Here is a 12,641-nt window from a genome sequence, read left to right on the forward strand (position 1 = left end):
ACGATGGCCGCCGCTCAGCCAACATCGTAAAGCAGGATAGAGTAACGGATCGGAACGGACCTGATGATCAACTATCTCGATTTCGAAAAGCCTATTTCCGACCTCGAAGGCAAGATTCACGAGTTGAAGAAGCTAAAGAGCGAGGATGAAAGCATCGACACCTCGGAAGAGATCGGTCGTCTGGAAGTCCGCGTGCGCGAAGCCATGGAAGAGATTTATTCCAAGCTGAATGCCTGGCAAAAAACCCAGGTCGCCCGCCATCCGCAGCGTCCGCATTTCGTCGATTACGCATCGCGCCTGTTTACCGATTTCACGCCGCTGGCTGGCGACCGCAAATTTGCCGAGGACGCAGCCATCCAGGCTGGCCTCGCCCGGTTCCGGGGCGTCCCGGTGGCGATTATCGGCCAGGAAAAAGGCAGCGACACCAAATCACGTCTGAAGCACAATTTCGGCAGCCCCCGGCCTGAAGGGTATCGCAAGGCGATCCGCGTCATGGAAATGGCCGACCGTTTTGGTCTGCCGGTGATTTCGCTGGTCGATACCGCTGGCGCCTATCCCGGTGTCGGTGCGGAAGAGCGCGGCCAGGCCGAAGCCATCGCCCGCTCGACGGAAATGTGCCTTAACCTGAAAGCCCCGTTGATATCCGTCGTCATCGGCGAAGGCGGCTCCGGCGGCGCCATTGCCATTGCCACCGGCAACCGCGTCTATATGCTGCAACACGCCATCTATTCGGTGATTTCGCCTGAGGGTGCGGCCTCGATTCTATGGCGTGACAGCACGCGCGCCAAGGAAGCCGCTACCAATATGAAGATCACCGCGGAAGACCTGAAGGGTTTCGGCATTATCGACGACATCATTCCCGAACCGGTTGGCGGCGCCCATCGCAATCCCGAAACGGTGATAGACCGCACGGGAGAAACCATCGCGGCGGCGCTGAAGGATATGTCGGGCCAAAGCGGGGCAGAGCTGCGCGCGGCGCGGCGCCAGAAATTCCTCGATATCGGCCGTAATCTGTAAAACGCCCAGAGTACAACTCCTTTTGCATCGCCTTGCGATGCAGCCGGTGATTTGCCCCATAAATGTTTCAATCGGGCCTTATACCGACAGTCATAACCAAGGACTGTCGGTATAGGTGTTGTGAACGACAAAAGCCTTGGCAATTAAGGCAAAGCGTGGAATGGGCAATCAGTGCCCGTTCACACTTTAGAAACCATATTCGGGCAAGGATCGAGACTGGATCGACAGGCTCCGACTTGATATGGTCCCGCCTGGATGATCAATACTTCGTCGTCCCATGATAAGGACATGCTCACGCATCCTTGTCCTGAAAGAATGCCTTCGCCCCAATGAGACCCAGTTGAGCTCGACAATGCGCATTTCAAACGCCGCCCTGCTGATCGCCACCGCCCTGCTTCTGGCAGGGTGCAACGATACCTTGGATAGCGTCAGCGAAAAGAAGATGCCGGCCAATGTGTCCAACAAGGTAGAGCAGCCGCTGCCACCTGAAATCCTCGCCTCGCTGAAGGCGAAGGGCATGGAGCGCAACTCGCCGATTGCCATCCGTATTTTCAAGGAAGAAGGCGTTCTGGAAATCTGGAAGGCCAAGACCGACGGGCGTTTCGAGAAAATCGCCGACTACCAGATTTGTGCGTGGTCCGGGAAACTGGGACCGAAAGAGAAGGAAGGCGACCGGCAGGCGCCGGAGGGTTTCTACGCCCTGACGCCCGCCAATCTCAATCCTTATTCAAAATATTACCTGGCGATCAATACCGGCTTTCCCAACAAGTATGATGCCGTCAACAATCGCAACGGCACCAATCTGATGATCCATGGGGCCTGCTCGTCCTCCGGCTGCTATTCGATGACGGATGCCCAGATTCTGGAAATCTATGCCTTTGCCCGCGATGCCTTTCGCGGTGGCCAGCAGACCGTACAATTGCAAGCCTTTCCGTTCCGCATGACCGCCGAAAACATGGCCCGGCATCGCTACAGCACCCACATGCCTTTCTGGCAGATGCTGAAGGCTGGCTACGACCAGTTCGAAGTCACCAAGCAACCGCCGCAGGTTGGGGTTTGCGACAAGAAATATGTCTTCAACCAGCAAGTCGAAGCAGGCAAAAGCCTGAACCCGGCTGGTGCCTGCCCACCAATGAGCACACCACCGCAACTGTCTGCGGCGCTTGCCTCCTATAATTCGGCCTATAGCCGCGACTATGCCAAGGCCATGAAGAAGTATGAGGACAAGGTCTGGTACGATCCAAGCGAAGCCGAACGCAAGGCTCTGGTTGCCGACTTGAAGAAAGGCCGCGACCTGGCCTATGCGCCGACAGGCTCGGCGCTGAAGGCTGGCAAACTGTTGAAATTGTCCGAGGTCGCCGATCCCGCCAATCCGGTCATCAGCCCACGCAAAACCGCAGCGACAGCCACCCCGCTGTTCGCATCGCTGGACAATTCCGCCAAGACCGGTCGCTATGGCGCGCCAAGCGATCCGCAGACAGCAAGCACTGTGAGCTCTGGCACTCCGAGTGCTGGTGCTGTGAGTTCTGGTGCTCCGGCCAACATCGACCCAACGCAGACGGCAACCGTCGCCCTCCCGGCCACCGGCCCGGTTCCCGTGCCGAACCCGGTCGCGCCACCGCCGCCGCAAGCCAGCATGGTGGCCATGGATGCCGCCTCTGAACCAGCGGCAAAACCCTTCTGGAAATTCTGGGCCGCCCGGTGACCCCGGAGCCCGAAGACATCCTGGACCTCAAAGGGCTGAAATGCCCGCTTCCCGTGCTAAAATCGCGAAAACGTCTGTCGGGAATGGCGGTCGGTAGCCGGCTCATTGTCGAAACCACCGATCCCCTGGCGATCATCGATATTCCGCATTTCTGCCGGGAAGATGGATATATCCTGCTGTCCAGTGAGACATCCGCGACCGGTCACCGCTTTGTGATCGGCAAGCCTGATCAGATGCCCACCCGATAAAGCAGCGTCCGAGATAACCGCCGATCAGAAGGTCATGCCCGGCACTGCCAGCGGATTGTCTTCCAGAGCCTTCCGATCCGGCCGGTCTATCGCCACTTTACCTGTGAAAGCATCAAACAGGTCCCGCACATAGGCTTCGTCCAGCCCATCTGTAATCATCACCAGCCGGCTCCGGCGGTCGGAGGGATCAGGCCAGGCTGCCAGCCGATGCGGCGGATGAAAGATCGATTGCACACCATGAATGACGACAGGCCGCTCGGGATCGTCTTTCAGCCCGACCACCGCCTTCATCCGCAGCATTTTTTCACCATGAGCCGACCGTAGCAGGTCGATGAACATATGGAGCGCCGCCGGATCGACCGGATCTTCGTGAAGAATGGAAAAGGAGCGGATCGTGGCGCCGTGACGTGTGACATCGTCATGGTGATGGTGGGCATGATGATGGTCGTGGTCGTGGTCGTGGTCGTGGTCGTGGTCGTGGTCGTGGTCGTGGTCGTGGTGACGATGATCCTCCGCGTGCTGCTCTTCCTGCAACCACCGCGCCACGTCCGGCATTTTTGTCGTCGTATCGTAAAGACCATTGTTCAGGATCACCGCTTCACCAGCTGCCGATGTTTCCGCATCGACAACAACCGCCCGTGGGTTCAGTCCGGCAATCCGGCTCTTCAACCTTGCGACGGCACCTTCATCAGCAAGGCTCGCCTTGGTCATCACCAGCCGGTCGGCCACCGCCACCTGCCGGACAGCTTCGCTGTAACTGTCCAGCGTCCTCTCGCCATTAACGGCATCGATCACGGTGACCAGCCCTTCCAGCTGAAACGATTGAGACAAAACAGGATGTCCCATCACCGACTGCATCACTGGCGCGGGATCCGCCAATCCGGTGGTTTCGATCACCACCCGCGACAAGGTCTTGATCCGCCCGGTCTGCAAGGCATCGACAAGTTCGGCCAGCGTATCGATCAATTCACCACGCACCGTGCAGCACAAGCACCCATCCGAAAGCTGAACGATGGAATCGCTGGAGGCTTCGACCAAGAGATGATCGATCCCCACTTCACCGAATTCATTGATGATCACCGCCGCGTCGCGCATGGCGGGATCCTTCAGCAGCCGGTTGAGCAGCGTGGATTTTCCTGCACCGAGAAAGCCGGTCAGAATCGAAATAGGAATGCGGTCGGCAAGGGCAACCATGGTCATGACCTCTTCTTATACGAAGGCTGGGAGATGCTCACGCATCCTCGCCTTGGAAGAATTTCGAATTTTACAAATCTATTAAAGGCTTGAGTTATTCGAAAAGAAAAAACGGACTGCCATTATCAATGGCGCCCCGCATTACATTTGCGGGCGCGGCGTGGGGCGCGGAACTTCGCCCATCTGCTGCTGTTTGGCACCCGAAGCAGCCGGTGGCGGATCCGGCGGCTCACTGCCGGGGATGAGGCCAGCAAAGACTGGCACCGGCGGCGCGGACATTTCATGGATATAGGGCGATTGCAGCTTCATCCGGCCGGTCTCGTCCCGGGTTTCGCTACGCCGCTTGCGTGCCTCCGTGGAGCACATTTCGGCGGACACGTCATTCACCGCGTTCAAACCGTCAACGCTGTCAGGCCCTAGCGCCGAAAGGCGGGATCCCTGAGCATTGGGTCGATCAAAATATTTCTGGAGCAGATTGGCAGAAATATCGGCGCGTGCCGCCAGGCTGTCAGCGCCCATCACCACGGTGATCAGCGTACGGCCATTGCGGGTCGCAGAGGTGATCTGATTGAAACCGGAGGCACAGATATAACCGGTCTTCATGCCATCGACCCCATCGAAACGGCCGACCAGCATGTTGACATTGGGATAGACCTTTTTGCCGGTATCAATCGCTTCGATCTTGAAATAGCCCGCATATTCAGGAAATTCGCGACGAATGGTCACGGCCAGCACCGCAAGATCGCGGGCCGTGGAATATTGGCCGGGAGCTGGCAATCCATTCGGATTGACGAAATGGCTGGATGTCATGCCGAGCCGGGCGGCCTCGGCATTCATCCGGGCAACAAACGCCGCCTGGCTGCCGCCGACATTTTCTGCCACGGCCACGGCGATGTCATTGGCAGATTTCACCAGCATCATCTTCAGGGCATCGTCCAGCGTCATTTTCGAGCCGGGCTTGAAGAACATTTTACTCGGCGCTTGCGACGCTGCAAAGGCACTGAGTGTAACCACGCTGTCCAGGCGCACTTCGCCAGCTCTCAGCGCCCTGAATGTCGTATAGGCCGTCATCAGCTTGGTCAGCGAGGCCGGATACCATTTCTTGAAACTATCCTGATGCTCCAGCACCGTCAGGGAGTTGACATCCACCACCAGCACGGGGTTGGCGGCGACCGTAGACGGCAGCATGGCGGCACACAAGGCAACGGCAACAAAGGCGCGCCGGATCTGGCGAGGCAGCACGGACAATGACTTCTCCTTCCGGAAACTGGACAGACCACCCTGAATGTCTCTCGCATCGGGCAACCATATGTCCTATATGTCGAACCAATGGCAAAGCCCATCAGCAACGTCAATTGCAACCGAGTGATAAATGAGCCGGACCTGCCCGGTTCAAACGCATGTGATCAGGAAAACCGATGCCAATCTTGAACCGCGCCGCAGAACTGGAAGCCGATGTCCGGCAATGGCGCCATCATCTGCACCAGAATCCGGAAATTCTCTATGACGTCCATGAGACGGCTGCCTTTGTCACAGAAAAACTGAAGGAATTCGGCGTCGACGAGGTGGTCACGGGTTTAGGACGCACCGGCGTCGTTGGCCTGATCAAGGGACGCGGCGATGGCAGCCGGGTGATCGGCCTTCGCGCCGACATGGATGCGCTGCCCCTTCAGGAAATCACCGGCAAAGCCTGGGCATCGAAAACCGATGGCCGCATGCATGCCTGTGGCCATGATGGCCATACCGCCATGCTGCTGGGTGCCGCGAAATATCTGGCGGAAAACCGTAATTTCAATGGCTCCGTCGCCGTTATTTTCCAGCCCGCCGAAGAAGGCGGAGCAGGCGCGCTTGCCATGGTGGAAGACGGCCTAATGGAGCGCTTCGACATCGCCGAAGTCTATGGCATGCATAATATGCCCGGCATGCCGGTTGGCACCTTCGCGATCCGCAAGGGCGGGATCATGGCCGCGCCAGACAAATTCTTCATCACCATCAAGGGCCGTGGCGGCCATGCTGCCGAACCGCACCGTGCCATCGATCCGATTGCCATCGGCGCCCAGATCGTCACCAATCTGCAATTGATCGCGGCGCGCAGCGCCAATCCGGTGCGCTCGGTCGTCGTCTCCGTCACTCGCTTTCAGGCAGGAACGACCCACAACATCATTCCCGAGCAGGCGGAACTGACCGGTACCGTTCGCACCCATGACGACGAAACGCAGGACATGGCAGAACGCCGGATCCGCGAAATCGTCGCTGGCATCGCCAGCGCCCATGGGGCAGAAGCAGATGTGATCTATGAACGCCCCTGCCCGGTCACGGCCAATCATCCTGAGGAAACCGACAATGCCGCCCGCGCCGCCATCGATATCGTCGGCGAAGGCAATGTTAACACCGACGTCGATCCCTCCATGGCAGGCGAAGACTTCGCCTTCATGTTGAAGGCCAGACCCGGCGCCTATATCATGATCGGCAATGGCAATACGGCGGGCCTTCACAACCCGGCCTATGATTTCAACGACGAAGCCATCGCCTACGGCATTTCCTACTGGGTCAGGCTTGCCGAACAGCGGCTGGCGGATTGAGATATCGCAAGGAAAAGGCTTGGCTTCACGAACGGGTTTTTGTATGGAGATAGGCAGTGGTTCCGTAGCTCAGCAGGATAGAGCATCAGATTCCTAATCTGAGGGTCACGCGTTCGAATCGCGTCGGAATCACCATTTTAAAGCCAAAAGCGAAATAAACGATATTTTGCAGTGCGGCCGCCATATTTTCACAAGCTTTTTGGAATTAGGAACTACTATCGGTCGACCGGGCGCGGACCTGCGTCGGCTCATGCTGAAGTTATCATGCTTCAGAGAGGCTTTTGGACTTCGGAGTGTACTGGTGACCGTGAGAACTGCGAAAAACGATAGCGTCGTGACACCGCCCGCCGTTCCTGTACGGCGAGCTGCCGCAGAGCGCTATGCGCTGGTTGCCCCAACCTCGGCGGCGCGCTGGCTGCTGCTGGCCGTCTTGATGGCTAGCGCCTATTTTTTCTACGGTTTCATCGTGCCCTTGCTGGCCGCCATGGTGATCGGCTTTGCAAGCTGGCCGATCTATCGGCGGATCCTGGGCCTCGCCCGTGGCAATAGGACAATAGGTGCGACGATTGCCATCATTCTTGTGGTCTCCTTCATTGTCGTCCCCATCTCGCTGGCGGGGATCTATGCCGTCGATGAGGTGAAAAGCTGGGGCGTCTGGGCCTTGAGGGCCAATGAAGTCGGCGCGCCGGTCCCGCAATGGTTAATCCAGGTTCCTCTGGCCGGAGCCTGGCTTTCCGAGCATTGGGATCAATATGTCGGCCATCCCGGCGCGCTTGGCGAATTGGTGCAACTGATCAGCGGTGCCAATATCGGCACGATTTATCGTGGCCTGCTGGTGGTCGGCTCCTCCGCCTTCCATAGCTTTCTCACCCTGCTCTTCATGCTGATCGCCTTGTTTTTCGTCTATCGCGACGGGGAGCGTATTGTCGCACAGGTGGATATCGTCGGCGAACGCATCCTGCCCGGGCGCTGGGAACGGGTATCTCGTCTGGTTCCGCTGACCATCAGTTCCACGGTGACCGGCATGACGATCATTGCGGTCGGCGAAGGCATCGTGCTTGGCCTCGCCTATTGGATCGCCGGTGTGCCTTCCCCTGTGACGCTGGGCATCATCACCGGCTTCATGGCGCTCATTCCCGGTGGGGCGCCGCTGTCCTTCACCCTGGTCTCGATCTATCTGGTTGCCAGCGGATCGACCATTGCAGGGGTCGGATTACTTGCCTGGGGAACCGTGGAGCTTTTCATTGTCGACAAGACATTGCGGCCGAGACTGGTGGGCGGACCAATCAAACTCCCCTTCCTGCCAACATTTTTCGGCCTGATCGGCGGCGTCAAGACCATGGGCATGCTCGGCCTGTTCGTCGGCCCGGTGCTGATGGCGATCCTGGTGGCCATCTGGCGCGAATGGCTCCTGGAAGCCAAACAGCCAGAGTGATCGCGCTTCGGTAGCGCTTTCTGCCAAACCGGTTCGGGAATGTCTGCCAGGCAAAGAAGCCGACAGGGAAATCTATTTAGAAACTCAGTTGATATAGCCGAGCCTGATAGCCTTGGCGATTGCTTGTATACGGTTGACCGAATCAAGCTTGATCGTCGCCGAGCCCAGGTAAGCATTGACGGTATGGACCGAGAGGCCGAGATTTTCGGCAATTTCTTCGCTGATCCGCCCGTCGCCCGCCAATTGCAGGCAGGCGATTTCCCGGTCACTCAACGCCTCGGAGGGCGCTACTTTTCGCTCGCTCAGGGATAGAATATCCATCATCAGCTTGCAGCTGCGATTATGCATGTCGATCATCACATCGCTATCGAGATCCTCAGATCCGTTTAATGCGAAGATGACATAGCCATTGCCGACAGCGCCCAGCCGGACAGGAAAGGCAACACCCGAAAACGGCAGATTGCCAGCAGGCAGGCGCGATACGAAAGCCCCAAACTCACTGCTGATACAGAATGTGGCGTTGTCCTTGGCATTCCACATCAAAGGCAGCAGCAAATCGTCGATATGGCTCAGCAGAAGGTCGCCGTAGCAGGACACAAATGCGTCGCTATAGCTGCCGACCATGCCGCTAGCCGCCCAGCTCTCACATTCGCATTGCAACATGCGTTTGCGCGGCAGGCCTGAACCCGCCACTCGAAACACCGCGAAGCTGCGGGCGTTGATCGCCTTCTGCATGGCAATCAGCCGAGGAAAAATATCGCCCCGGTTCGCAGCCAGCCGGGCTTTCAGATCTGCCGCCGATCCTGTCCTGCCGCTCGACATGTCTGCATTAAACGCCATGGCTGCCTTTCATACCAACGCTTGAAGATGCGAACGCATCTCCATCTTGAAGTGGTTGTGGATGTCTCAAGACATCAAAGACTTGAGATATCCTGAATTAGAATGCCAACCGTCACCTTGAAGGGCAGTCGGCGCTTAGACCAGATTGTTGCGAACCGCGTAGGCAATCGCTTCAGAGCGAGTTTTCGTAGCTGTCTTGCGCATCACACTGGTGATGTAATTATTGATTGTATTGCGGGAAATACCCAGAATCGTGGCTATTTCATCGCTTGTCTTGCCTTCAGCAATCCAAAACAGGCATTCCAATTCGCGTTCCGTCAGCTCAAAATCACGATCTGCTTTCTGCGACCGTCCCGTCGACAGGCTAACGCAATAGGCTGCCAACAAACCCACGTCCCGTAACCGGTCCGGCGAGATTACGAATCCGTCCGGAAGAAGCATGACCAGCGCCAGCCGTGTACGACCGACATTGAACATCACTGAGCAATATTGACGGCTGGCCCCTAAGGGCAGTTCCAGGTCGTCAGGCAGGAGCACGAATTTGGCTTGCAGCAGACCCAGGCATTTTTCAAGCTCGGTGGCCCGCGAACAGGCAGCCGACAATTCCGTGGCAACCCCACGCGCCAGATCGAACGGCCAGTCGGCCGTCACCACGAAATCCAGCCCATGTTCCTGAATAAGGTCGTATCGCGCCAGGAGATAGTGCGAGGCTCCGGCATAATCCGTCAGGATATGCATTGCCACCCGAAGCTTTCCTGAGGACGCTGCCGAGGAAAGCTGCCTGATCATCGCATCACGCAACCTGGGCCCTTCAGGCCTGTTCGCCGTCTTCTGGCTACGGATCCCTTGATAGCCCCCAGGCTCAAGGAGTTCGACACTCATAAGGCTCCCCTTTCAAGGGACGAAACGGCCACCTCTCACTATGCTTTGCCACGGAAGCCGCCCATTCCGTGGTTAGGCGCGTCATTCGAAACATGCCGAATCACCATGTTGTTATTGTATGTAAATAACTTCTAAACGCTACGGGGATTAGCACAGAAGGTGTGGCTTATCCGCACCATACAAAAATGCTGCGCCGACTTTCGCTGGCGCAGCACTGTTATTGCCCGTGATTGAAGGATCAGGCTGCGTTCTCGACCGCCCATTTGCGCAGGATCTTGGCAGCGCGCTCTTCCGAGATTTCCACCATACGCGCCAGGCGCCGTTCCGGGCCTTCCTTGACGCGACGGTTGAAGCCGCCATTCGGGTCATTGTCGAGGGCAAGGACGTCATCGGCGCTATCGAAGCCGAAATCGGAACCAAAGCCATCCATCAGGCCGCCGCCGGCACCGGCATCAAGACCGGGCGAGAAGTCGGGCAGTTCCAGTCCGGCAACAGCGTCGCTGCCACCCTCAAGCGCCGCAGTTCCACCGCCGCCCATCGAGCGTACCATCGGACGAATGCCCATCCAGACAACAAGGAAGGCAACGGCGAGGAAGGCAAGCGAGTTAATAATACCCGCCATGTTGCGGCTGAGGATTTCCATCACACCGGGTCCGGTTGGTGCCTCGCTCAGCAGCTGATTCTCCAGGAAGTCCATCGCCGTCAGCGTCACCACGTCGCCACGCTTGTCATCGAGCCCAGCAGCCGATTTGACGATTTTCTGCATTTCTGCCAGATAGGCATCGATCTTGGCCTGATCGACCGGCTCGCCGACCATGGTGGCGATGCGCTGCTTGTTGACCACAACGGCCACGGAAAGCTTGTCCAGCGTATAGCCGTTCTTGACGGTGGCAATCGTCTTGCTGTTGATTTCGTAGTTGGTCTGCTCTTCCTTCTTGTCCTGCTGGTCGGACGATTCAGGACCAGCACCGCCCGCTTGCGGAGCGGCCTGCGGAATATTCTGCTCCACAGTCGCTGCGGTATCGGATTGCCGCTGCTGCGACTTCTGCGCTTCCTTGGTGGTGCGGGTCGAGCGTTCGACCTTGGATTCGGGATCGTAGACCGTTTCCTGAATCTGCTGCTGGTCGGTATTCAACTGCGCCGTGACGCTGGAGCGGAAATTGTCCATACCGAGGAAAGGTGCGAGCGCCTTGTCGATATTTGATTCGATTTCCTGTTGAACCGACTGGGCAACGCCGAGATTCCGGTTTGCAGCCCCGCCCGTCTCATCGCCCGATGCCAGCAACTGGCCGGTCGAATCCAGAATGGTGACATCATCGATTTCAAGACCCGGCACAGCCGAAGCCACCAGATGGCGGATCGAAGCCGCAGATTTGCGGCCTGCATCGGAGCCGGCTCTGATCATCACCGAGGCCGTTGGCTTCTGCGCGCCGCGCCGGAAATTCCCGACATCCGGCATGACGATATGCACGCGGGCTGCCGCAATACCGTTGATCTGCTGGATCGTCCTGGCAATCTCGCCCTCAAGGGCGCGCACCCGGGTCACTTCCTGCATGAAGGATGTCAGACCCAGGGAGCCGACATTATCGAACAGTTCGTAGCCAGCATTGGTGCTATTGGGCAGGCCGCGTTCGGCCAGCAACAAACGGGCCTTGCCGGTCATTCCGGCCTGGACCTGAATGCTCTTGCCATCGGCGCCAGTCTGGAAACCGACGCCCGCTTCAGCCAGCGCAATACTGATTTGATTGACGTCTGTCGCTTCGAGGCCAACGTAAAGGGTCTCAAAGGCAGGCTTATTGATAAAAAACGCCGCACCGATAACCAGCGCCACCGAAACGACGCCAACACCCGCAAGGGTCCATAGTTTAGTCGGTCCCAAGGACGAAAGGTTCTTGAAGACCTGGAGTAGTTGATTGAACAGATTCATTCTGTCTCGCACCGTCAAACATGAGGTTACGGCTTTTGGCCTAGTGTCACCCTAGGACGCGAAGCTTGTGCGAGCGTTTCCTGATGCCTGCGAAGGAAGCCCGGTGTGCGGAAACGGACGTCCCAAAACGAAGATCGCCCCGGAAAGGAGCGACCTGAACACTTTAGTATCTATGTATTTATGGAATTACAAAAATTCTTTCTCTTCATTTCTAGGCATTTGCGGGGGCAAACCGCCTCGCACTTTTGCTGGAAATGCTCTCTCGGGGCTTGCAGAGATCAGAAAAAATCGAAATCGCCCGCAGCTTTGCTGAGAGGCTGCGAATGGCCATGACGCAAACCATCGCCCAGTGCCTTCTGCATTTCCGCCAGCTTGACGAGGCTGAGCGCCGTCGTCATGTCCACTTTCCAGTCGTCAGACACATCCGCCGTAATGGTATCGATAAATTCAGCCAACCCGCGCGATTTCTGCACGGCGAGATCGATACCTTGCAAGACTTTCAGCGTTTCAGCCGATTCCAACGCCTTTGAGCCACCCAGTTCCAGCAATTGCGGCTCGACCCGCTCGATCAGATAGGCAACGTCGTGAAGTTCCGTCACAACACGCATCAGAATTTCAGGTAGTGATTCTTCCACGCTCGTGGCCTCCAATACTGACTCAGGCTTCGCAGTTCTGTTCTCCTGGAACCCACCACGGGCAAAAGCCGTGCGGCACGCTCCATTTATGCTTTTTGTTCAGTCCCGCCCTGAGCTTGCATAAACGAGCGAGGGGTTGTCCGTTCCGCTCATCCGAAACCGCAAACAGGGTTCGG

General features: G+C 57.5%; 11 protein-coding genes and 1 tRNA gene. 6 read left to right on the plus strand and 6 right to left on the minus strand.

The features are described 5' to 3' along the window. The first annotated feature begins 63 nt into the window (after positions 1 to 63). The 3 genes from AVCG78_RS14345 (at position 64) to AVCG78_RS14355 (ending at position 2,970) form a co-directional block, all read left to right on the plus strand. A complete protein-coding gene (locus AVCG78_RS14345; RefSeq protein WP_071202925.1) occupies positions 64 to 1,017 on the plus strand; it encodes an acetyl-CoA carboxylase carboxyltransferase subunit alpha in 954 nt (317 codons plus the stop codon). Positions 1,018 to 1,369: 352 nt separating this feature from the next. Then, the gene (locus tag AVCG78_RS14350) at positions 1,370 to 2,722 is read left to right on the plus strand and encodes a L,D-transpeptidase family protein (RefSeq protein ID WP_071202927.1); all 1,353 of its coding nucleotides are present in this window, start codon (positions 1,370 to 1,372) and stop codon (positions 2,720 to 2,722) included. Beyond that, the gene (locus tag AVCG78_RS14355) at positions 2,719 to 2,970 is read left to right on the plus strand and encodes a sulfurtransferase TusA family protein (RefSeq protein ID WP_071202929.1); all 252 of its coding nucleotides are present in this window, start codon (positions 2,719 to 2,721) and stop codon (positions 2,968 to 2,970) included. The genes AVCG78_RS14350 and AVCG78_RS14355 overlap by 4 nt, the downstream gene beginning before the upstream one ends. Before the next feature lie 24 nt (positions 2,971 to 2,994). On the opposite strand, the gene AVCG78_RS14360 is transcribed toward AVCG78_RS14355, so the two are convergent. After that, positions 2,995 to 4,164 carry a CobW family GTP-binding protein gene (locus tag AVCG78_RS14360; protein WP_174089725.1) on the minus strand — a complete coding sequence of 390 codons (1,170 nt, stop codon included), beginning with the start codon at positions 4,162 to 4,164 and terminating at the stop codon, positions 2,995 to 2,997. Between the two features lie 141 nt (positions 4,165 to 4,305). After that, entirely contained in the window at positions 4,306 to 5,406 is a 1,101-nt protein-coding gene (locus AVCG78_RS14365; protein ID WP_071203271.1) for a D-alanyl-D-alanine carboxypeptidase family protein, read from the minus strand. A 176-nt stretch (positions 5,407 to 5,582) separates the two neighbouring features. Here AVCG78_RS14365 and AVCG78_RS14370 point away from each other — a divergent pair, with 176 nt between their 5' ends. From AVCG78_RS14370 to AVCG78_RS14380, 3 genes are all read left to right on the plus strand, one after another. Beyond that, positions 5,583 to 6,746 carry a M20 aminoacylase family protein gene (locus AVCG78_RS14370; protein ID WP_071202931.1) on the plus strand — a complete coding sequence of 388 codons (1,164 nt, stop codon included), beginning with the start codon at positions 5,583 to 5,585 and terminating at the stop codon, positions 6,744 to 6,746. A 58-nt stretch (positions 6,747 to 6,804) separates the two neighbouring features. After that, positions 6,805 to 6,881, plus strand: a tRNA-Arg gene (locus tag AVCG78_RS14375). 199 nt (positions 6,882 to 7,080) lie between these two features. Further along, positions 7,081 to 8,181 carry an AI-2E family transporter gene (locus tag AVCG78_RS14380; RefSeq protein ID WP_234627075.1) on the plus strand — a complete coding sequence of 367 codons (1,101 nt, stop codon included), beginning with the start codon at positions 7,081 to 7,083 and terminating at the stop codon, positions 8,179 to 8,181. Between the two features lie 84 nt (positions 8,182 to 8,265). Here AVCG78_RS14380 and visR read toward each other — a convergent pair whose 3' ends face one another. The 4 genes from visR to cheT all read right to left on the minus strand — a co-directional run bounded on the left by visR (position 8,266) and on the right by cheT (position 12,438). Continuing rightward, entirely contained in the window at positions 8,266 to 9,021 is a 756-nt protein-coding gene (gene visR, locus AVCG78_RS14385; RefSeq protein WP_015917351.1) for a transcriptional regulator VisR, read from the minus strand. A gap of 135 nt (positions 9,022 to 9,156) precedes the next feature. Beyond that, on the minus strand, positions 9,157 to 9,810 hold the full coding sequence (visN, locus tag AVCG78_RS14390; protein WP_234617693.1) for a transcriptional regulator VisN: 654 nt from the start codon (positions 9,808 to 9,810) through the stop codon (positions 9,157 to 9,159). Between the two features lie 331 nt (positions 9,811 to 10,141). Next, complete coding sequence (gene fliF / locus AVCG78_RS14395) at positions 10,142 to 11,830, minus strand: flagellar basal-body MS-ring/collar protein FliF (protein ID WP_041697162.1); 1,689 nt, start codon at positions 11,828 to 11,830, stop codon at positions 10,142 to 10,144. Positions 11,831 to 12,108: 278 nt separating this feature from the next. Beyond that, on the minus strand, positions 12,109 to 12,438 hold the full coding sequence (gene cheT, locus AVCG78_RS14400) for a chemotaxis protein CheT (RefSeq protein WP_049777318.1): 330 nt from the start codon (positions 12,436 to 12,438) through the stop codon (positions 12,109 to 12,111). Positions 12,439 to 12,641 lie beyond the last annotated feature (203 nt).

Source organism: Gillisella vitis (genome assembly GCF_021559775.1).
Taxonomy (GTDB): Bacteria; Pseudomonadota; Alphaproteobacteria; order Rhizobiales; family Rhizobiaceae; genus Allorhizobium; species Allorhizobium ampelinum.